The 16,640-nt window shown below is 65.7% G+C and carries 11 protein-coding genes and 2 pseudogenes; 10 read left to right on the plus strand and 3 right to left on the minus strand.

Features of this window, described 5'->3' with window-relative positions; translation table 11 throughout:
* Positions 1–69: 69 nt before the first annotated feature.
* The 4 genes from HYG77_RS21330 to HYG77_RS21345 all read left to right on the plus strand — a co-directional run bounded on the left by HYG77_RS21330 (position 70) and on the right by HYG77_RS21345 (position 4,198).
* A complete protein-coding gene (locus tag HYG77_RS21330; protein WP_208960515.1) occupies positions 70–1,413 on the plus strand; it encodes an MFS transporter in 1,344 nt (447 codons plus the stop codon).
* Positions 1,414–1,626: 213 nt separating this feature from the next.
* Positions 1,627–2,541, plus strand: a complete 915-nt coding sequence (locus HYG77_RS21335) for an NAD-dependent epimerase/dehydratase family protein (RefSeq protein ID WP_208960516.1) — start codon at positions 1,627–1,629, stop codon at positions 2,539–2,541.
* A gap of 434 nt (positions 2,542–2,975) precedes the next feature.
* Positions 2,976–3,569, plus strand: a complete 594-nt coding sequence (locus tag HYG77_RS21340) for a helix-turn-helix domain-containing protein (protein ID WP_208960517.1) — start codon at positions 2,976–2,978, stop codon at positions 3,567–3,569.
* Entirely contained in the window at positions 3,566–4,198 is a 633-nt protein-coding gene (locus HYG77_RS21345) for an RES family NAD+ phosphorylase (RefSeq protein ID WP_208960518.1), read from the plus strand. The genes HYG77_RS21340 and HYG77_RS21345 overlap by 4 nt, the downstream gene beginning before the upstream one ends.
* A 337-nt stretch (positions 4,199–4,535) precedes the next feature.
* Here HYG77_RS21345 and HYG77_RS21350 read toward each other — a convergent pair whose 3' ends face one another.
* Both HYG77_RS21350 and HYG77_RS40975 read right to left on the minus strand, forming a co-directional pair.
* Complete coding sequence (locus HYG77_RS21350) at positions 4,536–7,013, minus strand: SEC-C domain-containing protein (RefSeq protein ID WP_208960519.1); 2,478 nt, start codon at positions 7,011–7,013, stop codon at positions 4,536–4,538.
* 166 nt (positions 7,014–7,179) lie between these two features.
* Positions 7,180–7,654, minus strand: a pseudogene (locus HYG77_RS40975) (phosphatidylserine/phosphatidylglycerophosphate/cardiolipin synthase family protein); the annotation flags it as partial.
* A 1,291-nt stretch (positions 7,655–8,945) separates the two neighbouring features.
* Between HYG77_RS40975 and HYG77_RS21360 the strand changes: the two are divergent.
* The 3 genes from HYG77_RS21360 (at position 8,946) to HYG77_RS21370 (ending at position 10,692) form a co-directional block, all read left to right on the plus strand.
* Positions 8,946–9,197 (plus strand): hypothetical protein, encoded by a 252-nt coding sequence (locus HYG77_RS21360; RefSeq protein WP_230989955.1) that lies wholly within the window; start codon positions 8,946–8,948, stop codon positions 9,195–9,197.
* 167 nt (positions 9,198–9,364) lie between these two features.
* Entirely contained in the window at positions 9,365–10,123 is a 759-nt protein-coding gene (locus HYG77_RS21365; RefSeq protein WP_109333157.1) for a ParA family protein, read from the plus strand.
* Positions 10,123–10,692: a hypothetical protein gene (locus tag HYG77_RS21370; protein ID WP_208960520.1), complete on the plus strand. Its 570-nt coding sequence runs from the start codon at positions 10,123–10,125 to the stop codon at positions 10,690–10,692. The genes HYG77_RS21365 and HYG77_RS21370 overlap by 1 nt, the downstream gene beginning before the upstream one ends.
* Positions 10,693–10,855: 163 nt before the next feature.
* Here the strand turns inward: HYG77_RS21370 and HYG77_RS21375 are convergent, their stop codons facing one another.
* Positions 10,856–12,289 carry an MFS transporter gene (locus tag HYG77_RS21375; protein WP_208960521.1) on the minus strand — a complete coding sequence of 478 codons (1,434 nt, stop codon included), beginning with the start codon at positions 12,287–12,289 and terminating at the stop codon, positions 10,856–10,858.
* Between the two features lie 243 nt (positions 12,290–12,532).
* On the opposite strand from HYG77_RS21375, the gene HYG77_RS21380 reads away from it, so the two are divergent.
* The 3 genes and pseudogenes from HYG77_RS21380 to HYG77_RS21390 all read left to right on the plus strand — a co-directional run.
* Positions 12,533–12,952, plus strand: coding sequence for a hypothetical protein (locus HYG77_RS21380; protein WP_208960522.1), 420 nt, complete (start codon positions 12,533–12,535; stop codon positions 12,950–12,952).
* Positions 12,953–12,981: 29 nt separating this feature from the next.
* Positions 12,982–14,586 (plus strand): MFS transporter, encoded by a 1,605-nt coding sequence (locus tag HYG77_RS21385; RefSeq protein WP_208960523.1) that lies wholly within the window; start codon positions 12,982–12,984, stop codon positions 14,584–14,586.
* A gap of 242 nt (positions 14,587–14,828) precedes the next feature.
* Positions 14,829–16,610, plus strand: a pseudogene (locus HYG77_RS21390) (glycoside hydrolase family 15 protein); the annotation flags it as partial.
* Positions 16,611–16,640: the final 30 nt, after the last annotated feature.

Here is a 16,640-nt window from a genome sequence, read left to right on the forward strand (position 1 = left end):
CTGCCGATCCGATCGGTTCGGATGCCCATCGCCAGTCAGCTTCCGTGTAAATCTGCAAAGGAGCACCTGATGACGAATCCGCCCCAAGTGCCGCCCGCACGCCAAGCATCACCCACCGAGGGCCGCCCTTCCTTGCACGACGGATCCCTGCTCCGCAAGGTCGCATTGTCGAGTCTCCTGGGGACGACGATTGAGTATTATGACTTTCTCCTCTACAGCACCATGGCTGCCCTCGTATTCGGGCAACTGTTCTTTCCCGCCTCGAATCCGGCTGTCGGTACAGTTGCCGCATTCGGAACCCTCGCGGCCGGTTACGCCGCGCGACCGCTCGGCGGTGTGATATTCGGGCACTTCGGTGACAAGCTCGGCCGAAAGTCGATGCTGGTAATCACCATGACCACGATGGGTATCGCCAGTGTGCTGATCGGAATGCTGCCCACCTACCAGGGGATAGGCATCCTCGCGCCGATCCTGCTCATCGTCCTGCGCGTCATTCAAGGCATCGCAGTGGGTGGGGAATGGGGAGGTGCGGCGCTCATGGTCGTCGAACACTCGGACGCGGACCACCGCGGGCGGTGGGCCGGGATCATGCAACTCGGAACACCGTTCGGCTTTCTTCTGTCGACGGCAGCGATTGCGGCCGTGACCCTCCTCCCGGAATCCGCGCTCTTGACCTGGGGATGGCGAATTCCCTTCCTGTTGAGCGCTATCCTGATGGTGATCGGACTCTACGTCCGACTCCACGTGGTCGAGAGCCCTATCTTCGTGGAGGCGTCAGCCAAACGAAAGGACCGGCGCAGTCCCGCTCTGGAGGTGCTCCGCCGTCCGAAGCAACTCGTCTTGGCGGTGGCCGCCGGCCTGGCTCCGTTTGCCCTGACCTCCCTGACAAGTACGCACGTTGTGGCTTACGCATCCGGAATTGGCTATGCGGTCTCCGATGTCATGGGCGCGCTTCTCGCAGTGGTCGCCATATCGATCGTCTTCATTCCCCTGTTCTCGACCCTCTCAGACCGGCTTGGTCGACGTCGAGTCATGATCTCCGGGGCCATCGGAACGGTTTTGTTCGCATTTCCGCTGTATGCCATGATCAACACAAAATCCATGTTGGTCATGGTCGGCGCCTTGATGTTTGCGCAGCTCCTCCAGAATGCAATGTACGCGCCGCTGACGCCGCTGCTGTCCGAAATATTTGCTACCCGTGTGCGCTACACAGGTGTTTCCATGGCGTACCAGACCGCAGCCCTTCTCGGTGCCGGATTTACTCCCCTGATCGCCAGCGGCCTGGTCGCGGCAACCGGGTCGAGTGTGCCGTTGAGCTTGATTGCCGCAACCACCGCTCTCGCTTCGATTGGAGCACTCGCACTCACTCCCGAGACCAATGGGCGTGACCTGAACCAAAATCTCGTACCGTAGTTTTACTGCACCGTCCATATCTAGGGACCAGCAACACGCCCCACCGATGACCACTGAGTGGGAATTCCGAATAAGAGCACCGTGATCAACGGCTAGGTTGGGCGATGCATCCGGCCATCCACGCCGAGGTCCAGAACACTCACTCGCATATCCCGCTGCTCCCTCAGCCAGCAGCGCTGGGCGCGAGCGCGAACGCGAGAAGGGCGAACACGAATGAAGGTTCTTATCGTCGGCGGCACCGGAATGATCGGCGCCTACACCGCACTACATCTGCGTGAGCAGGGCAACGATGTGACCGTGGCAGCGCGAAACGCGCTCGGCGACGAGTCCCCGGTCCGAGACTTTCCGGTCCTGCTCGGTGACTACACCGAGCAGACCTTCACCGTCGAGCAGCTTTCCCCTTTCGACGCCATTGTCTTCGCCGCCGGCCAAGACGTGCGCCACATGAGCGGAGACGTCGACCAAGCGGCGTTCTGGGAGAAGACGCAGATCTCCGGCATCCCCCGCTTCGCTGCGCTCGCCAAGCGCGCCGGTGTGCCGCGCTTCGTCCAGGTGGGCAGCTACTACCACCACCTTCGTCCAGACCTCGCCGACACCGTCCCCTATATCGCGGCTCGGCGTGCTGCTGACGAGGGTGCTCGGGCACTCGCCGACGAGTCGTTCAACGTATCCACTCTCAATCCACCATCGATCCTCGGTGCTATCTCCGGAGTCTCCGCGCGGCGGTATGGGCGGATGATCGCGTGGGCAGCCGGTGAGTTGCCCGATATCCCGGACTTCGCGCCGCCCGGGGGATCGAACTATATGTCGGCTACTTCTCTTGCACAGGCGATCTGGGGCGCACTTCAACACGCCGAACCGGGCAAGGCGTACCTCGTCGGCGACGAGAATCTGACCTTTCGCGAATACTTCCAGATGCTCGTCGACGCCGCGGGCGGTACACGCAGCATCGACGAACGGGACGAGGAGCACCCCCTGCTGCCCGACGCGATGATCGTTCAGGGCCGAGGCAACACCATGCACTACGAGTCCGACGCAACCGAGACCGCGCTGCTCGGCTACACCCAAACAGATTGCAGCCGTGCGATCGCGCAGATCGTGCACACCGCCCGTCGGGCTTCCGTATGAGACCGCAGACAGAGTGCGTGTATATGAGGTGCTCCCGATCGCGCTCAGGGGCCCCGTGTCGCGGATGTGCACGCTCTTGTCTCACCTACCTCAGCCAGTGCCGGTAGGTAGTTGTGGGTACGCGCAGGCTCGGCATTGCAGTTCGCGGGGCTGGCAATGTCACTGGTGTAGAAAACCGTGACGCTTTCGCTGTCGTTGTCGAAGTCGACGGTGGCCTCGGCGACCAGGGCGCCCCGAGTGCAGCACTATTCGGTGGTGCCACGGCGCCAAGGATGCCCGAAGCCAACCAGGCGTCGGGCCGGTCCTCACGACGGCGCCACCGCGCCGGCAGGGGCGTATGTTCACGCTGGCCGCATGGCCGCAAGGCCGCAGGGGGTAACGGGTCCGAGAACCTTGATCTGCACAACAGTGCACATGCGAGCTATGGTGTGCATATGAGGTCGTTGGATAGGGTGGATTCGCTCGACGCGCTGCTGGCCAAGCATCACGTCGACCTCACCGCGCACGAGATGCTTCGCGAACTCGACGCTGCACTCACCGCGGTGCCCGCCGCGTCGGACGCGTTGTCGGCCGGAGAGATCGAATTCCTCCGCACCCACGCCGGCGAGGGCGTGGGCGAAGTGCTCGACCAGTGGTCGTCAGTGGCCGAGATCCGCGCTCGCGCGGTGGAGATCGCGCGGCAAACCGTGACGGTGCTCGCGGATTCGCTGGACGTCAAGGAGGCAGCGGAGCTGCTCGGCATCGACAGGTCGGTGGTGTCCCGGCGGCTCACCGCGCGGACGCTGTGGGCGTTCGATCTGCATGGGCACCGCCGCATCCCCCGATGGCAGTTCGTCGGCGAGGACGTCTTGCCGGGACTCAGCGCTGTCGTGGCGGCCATCCCCTCAACGGCGAGCCCCGTGTCGGTCGCCGCGCTCATACACACCCCGCAACCCGACCTCGGCGACCGGACCCCGCTCGAGCATCTGGCCGCCGCCGCGGACCCGACACCGGTGGTCGCGCTCCTGGAATCCCTCGACACCTGGTGAGCGGTCGGCACCCGAAGACTCCGCGGGCGCCGCGGACCCCGCTCACCGTGAATCCGGATGACATCCTGGCCTACGACGGTGTGCTGTGGCGGATCCACCGCACCACCGGTCCGCGCGTGGCCTCCTGGCGGACTCTGCGCACCTACGGGCCGCTCGCATCCATGCGCTACGACCCGCACCCCGGCCCCGCCTCGGCAGCGACCACCATCGGAGTCCTCTACGCCGCCTGCGATGTCGCCACCGCGCTGGCCGAGGTGTACCAGGCGACACGAACGATCGACACCACGATCGGGGCGCCTGCCCTGACAGGGTGGCACCCGACCCGTCCCCTGAATCTGCTCAACCTCACCGAAACCTGGTTGGTACGTCACCAAGCCTCGTACGCACTGCTTCACGGACCGCGCACTGTGTGCCGCACCTGGGCGCGCACCATCCACCTGACATGGCCGCATCTCGACGGTCTGTACGTACCGTCCACCATGACCGGACTTCCGAACGTCGTCCTGTGGAACCCCGCCGCCGACTCGTTCCCCGCCGACCCCGAGTTCACTCGACCACTCGATCACCCGCGCGTGCGGCCGATCATCCGCACCGCCGCACGCACCATCGGATACGCATCGACGGTCTAACTCTGTCCTGCCCACGCCGATCGGATTCGACCGAATCGCCGTCGCCGCGGTTGGTGCGGATCGCCGCAAACCCGAGCGCATGCCGCACACCGCTGACCGTCGAGCAGGCTCTCGACGCCGCCTGAAGCCTGGTTGGGTACACACCGTCCGCGGTCGTGCCGACACCCCGGGGCAGGACACCTCGCCGCGCTTCTAAACATGTTGTCACGCAGTGGTATTGGCTGACGCCGGGCTGATGACGCCTACCATTGCTGCCCCCACCTCGGGGAGCGGTGCCACGGTCGTCGCCTCGGGCGACGACATCGTTGCGGGCGGTGCGTGGGCGGCAGCCGGAAGTTTAGAGTCCCAATGCTTCCCGCAGTCGCCGCGCGCTCATCGCTCCCGGCCGCTCCTGCTGCGGGAAGGAGTCGAGCAGCCGGGTCAGCTCGTCGCGGCGGGTGGGGTCGGCGGCGCACTCGCGCGGTGTGTGACCGCCGAGGGCGGGGATCGCCTCGTCGAGCCACTGTTGCTCGTATCCGCGGATGTGCTCGTCGAGGGCTGTCGCGATCTCGGGATCCTCGGGACCGACGGGGTGCACCGGGCGAACACCGTTTTCCTGCGCCTGAGCCATCAGCTCCGCCGCCGGCGTCCGGGTCTGCTCCCGCAGTCTCGCCCCGGGATCGGCGGCGCCCACGGCGTCGATCAGCGACTCGAAGCGCGACTCATTCATCGCCTCGACCTCGAGCACCCAGGGGTCGGTGCCGCGGGCCAGGTGCAGCACGCCGAGCACACTGCCGTCCTCGGTCCAGGTCCACCGGTCTGCGTCGGCGGCACCGAAGCGGCGACTGAGCCGACGCCGGATCCCGGCGGTGTCGGACACCTCGAACACGGCCCGGCACGCCACCATCGGATGCCCGTCGGCGGTAACCAGCCGCGGCGGCGCGAACCGGGCGCTGAGGAACTCGACGAGATCCTCAGGGTCGGTGGAATCCGAGTCGAGCAACTCGATCAGCCGACCACGCTGCCCCGGCGCGATCGGTTCGATACCCCCGAAGATCTGCATCGTGGAACCGGCGGGAACGACTCGGGCGCAGAAGAAGTCACCGGCCCGAAGCTGTCTGCTGGCGGTGCGTTCGGTGACCTCCAGGCGGTCGCCGGTGCGCACGTCGCGCAGGGTCAGCCCCTCGCCGGGACGCGCCCCCTCGACCTCATGCACCGACCGCTCGGTGAGCAACCATTGCTGCGCGAGGAGCAGTTCGTCCGCCGGCAGCAGAACGTCGCGCTCGGTGACGAACCGCTCGAACGCTCCGCACTCGAACAGCGCCACGTCTGCGACCAGCGGGTCGTCGAGCGCGTGATACAGCGCGAACGGATCGTCGTCGTGCGCGGACCGAATCTGGGCCAGCGAGAGAAGCAGGGACCGCCACGCGCTGCCCTGCGCGAACGACCTCGCCTTCTGATACAGCCACCCAGCCCGCTGCTCCAGTGGATGCTCGGCCTTGCCGAGGTGGCACGCCTTGTATTTGCGCCCGGATCCGCACCAGCACCGATCGTTGCGTCCCAGGTCCGGCCGGTCGACGGGCAGAAACATCTGGAGCAGGTCGTACATGGGTTCGCGAGACGCACCCTCGACCCGGTCGAGCAGCCCGATCGCCCGCACCGCGTCACCACGATCGGACGCGAAGCGGGCCAAGGCCTCGAGCGCCTCGTCCCAGTTCGGGTCCACGGCCAGGGCCCGCTCGTAGTGCCGCTCGGCGTCGGTGGTCCGTCCATCGAGCTCGGCCGCCTTGCCCGCCAGCCAGTGCGCGGTCGGGGCGATCCGGCGGGGACCGCGGTCGCGGAGCACCGCGGCGGCCAGGCGCAGGGTCTCGGTGCCGGCGTGCAGGGTGGCGTACGCCTCGCCGAACGCGGCGCGGGCCGCCCTCGGGCGGGCGAGCCCGGCGAACCCGTCACTAGCGCTCGCCACGACCGCGTCGACAGCGGCCTCGCGCTCGTCGTCGGGGGTGCGCTCGAGCGCGCCGATCAGGGCCATGAACGCCATGACCGCGTCCGTCTCGTCGTCGGTGAGGTGGTGCGCCGCCGCGACCGCCGCTAGATGCTGCTTCCCGCGATGTGCGGCGAAGTCGAATCCCCGGACCGCGATGTCGTCGCCGTCGCACACGTATCCGGCGTTGGTGATCAGGTCGCCGAGCGGTGTGGTCGGCGCCGCGAACAGGGCCCGGTCGTCGGCCATCAGCTGCCAGACGATGCCGTCCAGGGGTTCGGGGCGGTCCATCGGGACCAGGTCGGCCAGCGCGTCGGTGAGATCTGGTGCGGGTGCGGGTGGGGCCGCCGCGGCGGTGAGCCGCAGCTCACCGTCCACGAAGGCGAGCGCGACCGGGTCACCGGCCCGGAAGTCGACGAGTGCGTCCGGTTCGAGCAGCAGCGCCGCGGCCGTCGGCCAGCCGGGATCGTCGACGCCGCGCTCGTCGAACACGTCGTCGTCGAGGTCCCGGAAGAGGATGCGCAGCCCGCCTGCGGCCGGGTCGCGGTCGTCGAACGGCAGTAGCGGCGTCAGGTCCGGGTGGGCGCCGAGGATGCCGGACGCGACTTCCACGTCGGTGAGCCGGTGGGTGAGCACGCGTCCGGCGAGCAGCGAGTCGAGGGCCACGCTGCGACCGTCCGCCAGGTAGCCGAGCCGGGGATGGCCGATGTACTCGGCGAGTTCCTCCATGTCGGCGAGATAGCCGTGCCCCTCGGCGACCAGCAACCGCGCCCATTCGCCGGTATGCATGGGCCCGTGCTCGCGGAGCAGGACCATGGCGGCTTCGGCAGTGGGATCTGTCGGATCGGTCACCGGGCCAGGGTATGCGATCTGTCTGGGCGTCTCGTCGAAAGGAGCGTACACGTCGTGAGCCGCGGGATTCGGCTGGTCGCCGGCGCAACAGTTCAACCACAAGGCGTCGCTGCGCCGCACACGATTCCGTAATCGATCGCCTATCGGCTGGGGCGGGGTAGAGGGGTCAGAGGCCCCACAGAGCGAGCAGCGCCGTTCGGAGGCTGGGGGAGCGGACGTAGCTATCGGTCCGCAGGCGTGAGCCGGGGTGCCCGAGGTCGGTGAGCGTCTTCTCGGCGTCAGTGAGGGGCACAGGTGGCAGATCGGTGCGGGTGCGCAGGAAGAACAACACCGCTCCGCCTGGCCGCGGGATCCGCATCGGATCGGAGATCACCACGGCCGGCGGGTGGATCCACTTGTCGTTCGCGGAGACGAAGACAGTCACGTCGCCGCGCCGAATGGTGCTGGCCCCGCTGGTTGTCGAGGACCTGTTGTTCGGTGTCGGTGGGTTCGTAATCGACGGCGTGTTTGACGAACATCCGGCGCACCGGTGTGGGCAGGAAATAAATTTCGGTGTGAACGCGGCCGGTGACCCCGAGCAGTGGGACGGCGCGGCCGATCTCCCACTCCCGGATCGCGTCGTCGAGGAACACCTGATCGACACACTGCGTCGGAGCACCATCAGGTCCCACGGACCGAGCTGCGTGTCGCGGCGGGGTGTCTTGTGAGTCCCGCGCGAGCCCGCGGGCCCGACCGCCGATCCGACGGATCCGCATCGCACTCACGCCAAGTGCGCGCAGACGCGGGCCGGGACTCGTCGCGGGCTAACGCAGGGCGATGTTCTGTTTCCGGGAAAGTGGACCGGCGAATCCAGCCTCTTCTGACAACCACATCCCAGGGCACTCCTCCCCCCACGTCCGGGGACCAGAGGTGGAGGCGCGGATGAGTGTGCGTGTGTGACACCGTCGATCACGACGAGATCCGCCGGTGGATCCAACCGCACCACGGGGCACCGGGCCCGGGTCCCGGACACGGCGGCGGTCAGGTCGGCGAAGGATTCTGCTCGTCGACGTCCTCGGTGCCCGCTCGGGTCACTATTTCGAGCACATTCCGTGGGAGGAATGGTTCGCCCGGTTCGACGATCATCGCCTGTGTTTCCACTGCCTGTTCCGTGCGTGGTGCTGCGGGGTGGTGTGCGCTCGGGTCGGGCTGCGTCGGAGGGCGTGGACCGGTGCGCCCCCGCGTCGGGTGCCGAAAAGTACTCGGTTCAGCGGACGCCGCTGGCGGGGTGCGGTTAGAAGTCCTCGTCGATGCAGGCCAGACGGTCACCGGCCATGCCGGCTTGCCCACCGTTTCACACCTATTGGGAAGAAGTCGCTCGGGACGACGAAGCGATTCCTACCCGCGGATGCTCGGTCCCGACCTTTCACGGGTCCGCGGCCGACTTCGCCGCGATCGCAGCAATTCTCACCTCAACCATTGGCGCTCACCTAGATAGCGACGAGCCGGTCTCCCGGAACGCACCTGGTGAGTCTGCCGAACTCGCCCGCCGGTGCTGCCGATCCTGGGGACCTACCCCTGGCTGTTGCGGTCGCTGCGGGTGTTGACCACTGCCGATTTCGACCGCCTCACCGACGCGATGGACCTTCCGCCGCTGGTGTCCGGTACAGGAGGTCGCCGACGGCCTCGGAATAACCCGTCAGGGCGTGCTGAAGGCCATCAAAGGCTAGGTGCTGCCGGCCACCCGTGTCGGCGGTACCTGAATCCTGCAGCAGTCCGTGGTGGACAACGCCCGCGCGCGTCGCGGTGTTCAGCCACCGACCCTCGACACCGCACGGCTATGGCGGCGATCGAAGTTCTGTTTGGGGTGAAGCAATGACCGGCCGTGAGGACTTTCGACGGATGCGGCGTGTCGGTTAGGTCGTTCGACTTTCTGGTCCCAGAATTGCGGGCATGGCCGAGATTGTTGCTTCCCGCCGCCGAGGGCGGCCCAGCAAGGGAACCCGTGCAGTAGTCAAGGCGCTGGTGCCACCAGAGCTCAAAGAAGCAGCTGCCAGCGCCGCGAAAGCGCACGGCATGACTGCGAACGACTACATCGCGGGGCTGATCGCGGCAGACACCGGCCTGACCGAACTAATGGCATCGATTCACGAGAAACGTTCCGCGACAAGCCAACCCGTGGAACCCCGCAGATCAGGACCGTGACGGACCACCGGTCGGGCAGTGAGTGGCGACCGGTTGCTCGTCGCGATGGTTAAGCAAATCTGTCCTCGGTCACAGATCGTCTCAGGACTGAAAGTCTCAACGCGACACGTACGCCGTCACGGATGAGTACTTTTTACGTCACAATATTTTCACGAAGGGACAGGCCCATGACCCGCACCATCGCAGTGGTCAACCATAAAGGCGGCTCCACCAAGACCACGAGCACGGTCAACCTTGCCCAAGCCCTCGTCGAAGCCGGTTACACCGTCCGTGTCGTCGACCTCGACCCACAGTGCAACGCCACCACCTGGCTCGGCGCCACGCCCGAAGCCGTCGACAACGATGTCCTGTCGGTACTCATGCTGGTGTCGAGCATCGAAGACGCCACCACCATCACCGCGTCCGGGATCCACCTCATTCCTGCCACCAAGGAACTCGACTCCGTAGGGCCCTACTTCCTCAAGAAGCCGGGCGCCCACGGCATCCTGCGCAAAGCCCTTGCCGGCGCCCCCGACGTCGACTTCAACCTGATCGACTGCCCCGGAGACTTCGACCACCTGACCATCAGCGCACTCGTCGCCTGCACCGAAGTGCTCGCCGCTGTCATGACCGGAGCTATGGAACTCGAAGCGCTCATGCGGATCGAGAACTACATCACCCAGCAGGTCGAGCTGCTCAATCCCACTGCAAAGCTCAATCACATTCTGTGCGGCCGCGTCGAACTCGGACAGGTCATCGACCAGCAGGTCCTCGCCGCGCTCCGCGAGACCTATCCCGACCAGACGATGCGCACCATCATCCCGAAGTCCGTCCGTGTCAGCGAAAGTTACAGCGCCGAAGAACCCGTGGTCAGGTGGGCGCCGTCCTCATCCGCGGCACGGGCCTACCGCGATGCCGCCCAAGAACTCGTCGAAAGGACCTCGTGATGAGCCCGACACGGAAACCTGGACTCGCGAACAACCCCCTCGAACGCCGACACCAGCCCCGCGCAGGCGCCCACCCGGAGGGGACGTTCTCGAGAACTCGCCGCATGGATGTGCTGACGAGCGTGACACGGAAGCCCGGACTCGCCAGCAACCCGCTCGAACGCCGCAAACCACGACTGCCGAACCTCGTCGAGCAGGGAGTGGACGTCGCAGGACCGGCCAACAACCCCTTCGAACGCCGCAGGCGACGACTGCCGAACCTCGTCGAACAGGGAGTGGGCGTCACACAGGAAGCGGCCGCCACAGCCGAACCGGTGGCCCCTGGGGAGGAAAAGAAGACCACCAAACGGGCCCCCGCAGACAAGAAGCAGGAATCGGTCTACATCAAGCGCGCCAAGGTCGAGGACGGCAAGAATGCCGTCGCCGCCATCGGTCACATCGCCGGCGCCCCCGACAGTTGGGCCAACCTCGTCGACGAAGCCCTCGCCCACTACCTTGCCGTTCTCGCACGCAAATACAACAACGGCGAACCCTTCCCCCCGCGCAACGCCGAACTCATTCGGGGGTAGCCACAATAACCACACCAGCGTGCAGAGAGTCGGGATGCGTTGGCGGAGGAACACCTTCCGAGATGCGCACCCTGAACGCGCCGCAATGCGCCATCTAAGCACGCCGGTCGTCCCTCCCGTCATCGCAGGTCGGTCTCGAGTGCCTGCGTATCTGCCGGCAGCGTTATGTTGCGGTTGGTCGTGGGGGGTCGCCATTGGGCTGGAGCGGCGGCGACAGCCTGCGGGGGAGTAGCACGGACGCGGCGAGCCCGACACAGCCGACGGCTGCGAGGACGATCATGGCGAGGGCGTACGAGCGCTCGGGGGTTGACGTGATCCCGGCGACGAGAACGGTGCCGGCGATCGCGGCTCCGAGGGAGGACCCGAGATTGGATACGCTGCGCGAGAGCCCGGAGATTTCACCCTGCAGCTGCTCGGCGAAACTCGACTGCACGACGTTGACCGAGGGGGTCAGCATGACACCGAGACCCAGCCCGATCAGCAGCAGTCCAGGCGCGAACGCCCAGACGTTCGGGGTTCCGCTCACCAGCGCCAACAGGACGGCGATGCCGCCGATCACGACGAGGAATCCGGCGAGGATCAGGGTGCGCTGCGCGCGGCGCTTCGCGAACCGTTCCGCAGCGAGGGAGGCGGCCAGCAGACCCGCCGTTTCCGCGGTGAAGATCACGCCCGTCTCGATCGCGTCGTAGCCGCGCACGACCTGAAGGTAAGCCGCGACTACGAACGAGACGCCGGTGAGAAGCAGCCACTGGGTATTCTGGGTGATCAGGCCCAGGTTGGAGGTGCGGTTGTGGAACAAGGCGCTCGACAGCAGCGGTTCCGTGCCGGAGCGTTCCTTGGCGCGCACCGACCAGAAAAACCACACCAGCACGAGGGCACCTGCAAGTATCAGAATGATCGTCAACCAGATGTTGTTGTCCGCGGCAAGGATTCCGGTCACAACAAGGATGAGGCCGACCGCGGAGAGTAATGCCCCGCCGATATCGAACGGACGGCTGCGGTCCGGCGGCAGCGGATCGGTGATATTGCGGGCCAGCACCACGATCACGGCGACGACCAGGGCCTGGAAGACGAATGCCGCCCGCCAGCTGATCGCCGACGTGATCAGCCCGCCGATCAGCGGCCCGGCAGCCGCACCGATGCCACCCATCGCACTGATCGCCCCGAACGCTCGGGCTCGAGAGGTGACCTCGGTGAATAACAGGGTGGTGAGGATGTAGACCGGCGGGATCAGGAGCGCCGTGCCCACTCCTTCGAGAATGGAGTTGCCGAGAATGAGTAGACCCAGCCCGGGGGCTGCCGCACTCATGAGGGCACCGACACCGTAAACGACCAAGCCGACGGTGAAACAACGCTTGCGCCCGTACTTGTCGGTCAGCTTTCCGCCGGGAATCATCAGTGCCGCCATTACCAGCAGAAAGATGGTGATCGCGACCTGCACACCTTGCACGCTGGTATCGAGGTCTTCGCTGATGTCGTTGATCATCACGTTCATGTTGGAGCCGGCGAAGCTGCAGATGAATTGTGCCAGCGCCAGCGGGATCAGTACTCGGCGCAGGGTGGCGGAGCGTTGACCTGCCTGGTCTCGTGGGGCCATCTCACACCTGCTTCGGGTCGCAGCGGTGTCGAACAACCCGACGCACTCCACGAATCCGATACCGCGAATGGTTCGTCCCGCGCGTGGGGATCTGCTGCTCGATAACCCTACCCGCACGGAACCTGCCATGGCCGGTGGTTGGCGGTCGTGCATTCCTATTGTGAAGTGCCACGCCAACCGGCCGGTTCGGAGGACAATGATTTCGCCGGAACACTTCACGCATTGCCCGGGAAGGGAACGGTCATGTCCGAGAAATCTCTCGTAAAGCAAGGTGCGGCGCAAGGAACCGCGATGGGCGGGGCGGTCCTGCTCGTCACCATCGGTGTCCTCGAGGTACTCCAGGGCCTGTCCGCGATCGCCAAGGACGAGGTGATCGTCACCGGAATCGACTACACCTATCAATTCGACCTCACGTCCTGGGGCTGGACGCACCTGGTGTTGGGGGTGATCATCACCGCAGTCGGGATCGCCCTGTTTACCGGTGCCAGCTGGGCGCGAGTGGGTGCCATCGTGATCTGCGCCGTGTCGATCCTCGTCAACTTCCTTTGGTTGCCCTACTACCCCATGTGGGCGATCACCATCATCGCCCTCAACGCCGTAGTGATCTGGGCCGTGTCGGCCTGGCGCGGAGGCACGGTGCAGAACGGTCAGATCGCCAGGTGACGTTCTTCGCCGAGAGAACGGTGTGATCGATGACCGGAGGACCGAAGACCAGCAATCCCTCAGAGAAGGCAGCGGGCTCACAACGCCTTCTCGGACTACTGCTGGCGATGGCGATGTTCGTGCTCGTGGTGGACACGTCGCTGATGAACGTGTCGATCTCCTCGGTGGTTCGCGACCTCGACGCCACCGTCAGCGGCGTTCAGGCGGCGATCGCGCTCGAGGCGCTGGTATCTGCGGCGTTCATCCTGATAGGCGGCAAAGTCGGCGATCTCATCGGACGCAAACGCGCTTACGTGCTGGGTCTGCTCGGCTACGCAGTGGGTGCGTCGGCAATGGCACTCGCGCAGAGTCTCACCGCGATCATCGTCTTTTGGGCAATACTCGGTGGAATCGGCGCATCGCTGCTGTTGCCTGCCATGCAGTCCCTGATCCACGGCAACTTCGAAGGGGCTGCCCAGAAGAAGGTCTACGCCCTGGTCGGGGCGGCCGCTGCGATTGCCGCCGCCGTCGGACCGCTCCTCGGCGGTTTGATCACCACCTATCTGTCGTGGCGGGTCGGCTTCGTCCTCGAAGTCGTCATCATCGCCGTTGTGCTTTCCGGCGTCCGGCTCGTCCGGGACGTTCGGTACACCGGACCTCGGGTCATCGACCTGGTGGGCGCGGCGCTCTCCGTTCTGGGCATGGGCGGTGTCGTGCTGGGCATCCTGGTGTGGCAGGAGGGCGGCGAAGCCGTGGGTGCCCTCTTGGCGCTCGGCGCACTAGCGATGGCCGGGTTGGCGTACTGGCTCGTGCGACGCAAAGGTGGCGGTAAGCCGACACTGTTGGACCCTGATCTGTTCCGCTCCAAGATCTTCCGTCTGGGAATCACCGGGCAGATGCTCCAGCAGATCGCCCTCGGTGGCACGATGATCGCGCTGCCGATCTACCTGCAGATGGTGCTCGAGTACAACGCGATGCAGGCGGGATTGTCCCTCGCACCCCTCTCCCTCAGCATGTTCGCAGTGGCGTTGCTCGCAGGGAAGAAGGCGGGCAATCGGCGGCCGAGCAGCATCATCCGGTGGGGATTCGTGCTTCTGACGGTGGGGATCGCAGCACTGATCCCGCTGGTGCCGCGTGCCGAGTTCGGTTGGGGCTTGGTAATTCCCTTGATGATCGCCGGGTCGGGGTTGGGATTACTGGTGTCTCAACTCAACAACTACACACTCGCCCCGATCGAGGAGGAGCGGATCAGCGAAGCAGCCAGCGTCAATTCCGCGGCGGGATCGTTCGGGCTCTCGTTCGGGCTGGCGTTCGCGGGCGCTATCATGCTGGCAACGCTGTCCCTCACGTTCACCGCGTTGGCACAGTCGAGCGCCGTGCTCCCGCCGGCAGAGCAGCAACAGGTGGCGCAGGTGCTCGAGAACGACGCCGAGGTCATGAGCAACACTCAGCTGGAACAGTTGCTCGTCGGCCAACCACCCGAAATCCAGGAGGAGATCGTCCGAATCAACACCGATGCGAGGCCTCTTGCCCTGCAATTCGCCCTACTCATCCCCATCCTCGCGGGCCTGATCGGGGTGTTCAACTCGTTCCGCATGAGGCGTATCCCAGACCCGGCGCCGCAGAGCTCCGCCGAAGGCCCAGTGGGGGAATGACCCGCATTTACCAGGCCCCTCGGGATGGGACGTACATCGTTCTCGGTGTGCTCATCGCCGGGTGCCCGATCTCGTTAAGTTCATCTGGTTGCCGCACGATCCGCGATATTCTCGAAGTCTCGCGCACAGTCGTCCGCTCTTGTGCGTGCATCTGAGAGGCGAGATCAGATGATCGCTCTCCTCACGCGGTGATGTTGGCTGCAACAGATTTTTTCGGTGACGAATGAGGACGACGGTGGAATAGGGGATCGATCATGCGTATCGAGAATTACGGGCTCATCGGAGATTTGCAGACCGCGGCGCTGGTCGGCGACAACGGCACCATCGACTGGCTCTGCCTGCCCCGCTTCGACTCCGCGTCGTGTTTCGCCGCTCTGGTCGGCGACGAGCGGCACGGCCTGTGGAGCCTTTCACCGAGCGGCGAGACACGGGTCAGTGCCCGCCGTTACCGTGCCGGCACGCTGGTGCTCGAATCGGACTTCGAGACTGCCGACGGCATGGTGCGGATCATCGATTTCATGCCGCGCCGCGGCGATGGTCCACCGCGGGTGATGCGGATCGTGCAGGGTGTGCGTGGCCGGGTGCCGATGCGGATGGAACTGGTGATTCGTCCCGACTACGGTTCCATCGCCCCGTGGGTGGAACCGGCTCCGGACGGAATGCGCGCTACCGCTGGACCGGACACTTTCCGCCTCAGCACGCCCGTGCCGCTGCACATCGGCGAGGGCACCGTCGGGGCCGAGTTCGTGGTCACCGAGGGAGGCCGGGCACGTTTCACCCTGTGCTGGCACTCCTCTTTCGAACCGGCGCCGATGATCGAGGACGCCGACTCGGCGCTGGCCCGTACCGAAGCGTGGTGGCGGGAGTGGACTGAGCGTTGCACCTACTCGGGCCCCTACCGCGACGAGGTACTGACCTCACTGATCGCACTGAAGGCGATGACTTCGGAGAACACCGGCGGAATGGTCGCCGCGCCCACGACCTCCCTGCCCGAGGAGATCGGGGGTGTGCGGAACTGGGACTACCGCTATTGCTGGCTCCGCGACTCCGCGCTCGCCCTCGAGGCGCTGCTTGCTGCCGGATACACCGACGAGGCACTCGCCTTCCGGGATTTCCTCACCCGCGTCGGTACCGGCGACCCGACGAAGATTCAAATCATGTATGGAATCAGCGGGGAGCGGCGCCTGACCGAATTCGACCTCGACGACTTCCCCGGTTACGAAGGCTCCGCACCGGTCCGGGTCGGCAACGCCGCCTCCGAACAGTTCCAACTCGATGTCTACGGCGAGGTCGTCGCCATGCTGTACGCCGGTGCGCAGCTCCTCGGCCGGATCGACCCCCAGCGTTGGCCACGCTGGCGCACCGTGGTCGAGTACATCGAAACGATTTGGCGCGAACCCGACGACGGCATCTGGGAGACCCGGGGGCCACGCAGACACTTCACCCATTCCAAGGTCATGGCCTGGGTGGTGTTCGACCGGGCCGTGCGCCTCGCCGAGGAGTTCACACTCGATGCTCCCGTCGAACGTTGGGCGCAGGTGCGCGACGAAATCCACCGCGAGGTCTGCGAACACGGTTTCGACGCCGAACGCAACACCTTCACCCAGTACTACGGGTCCGAAGAACTCGACGCCAGTGTGCTCACCATTCCCCTCGTCGGGTTTCTGCCCGGCACCGACTCCCGTGTGAGTGGAACGATCGACGCGATCACTCGGGAACTCGGCCGCGACGGGTTCGTCTCGCGATACTCGACTGCGCAGACCGACGACGGACTACCCGGTGACGAAGGACAATTCCTCGCCTGCTCGTTCTGGTTGGTCAGCGCGCTGGCCCTCAACAAGCGCACCGACCAGGCGCGAGCATTGTTCGAGCGGCTCACCGCACTGTCCAACGACCTGGGCCTGCTGGCCGAGGAGTACGACGTACGCCTGCAACGGCAGGTCGGCAACTTTCCGCAGGCGTTCAGCCATCTCACCCTCATCGGCGCGGCCTATGCCATCGCCGGCGCTGAAGCGGATGCTTGACGGACACCTGTTCGAGCTGGACCGCGCGGT

It is taken from the genome of Rhodococcus sp. ZPP (genome assembly GCF_017656075.1).
Lineage (GTDB): Bacteria > Actinomycetota > Actinomycetes > Mycobacteriales > Mycobacteriaceae > Rhodococcus_F > Rhodococcus_F oxybenzonivorans.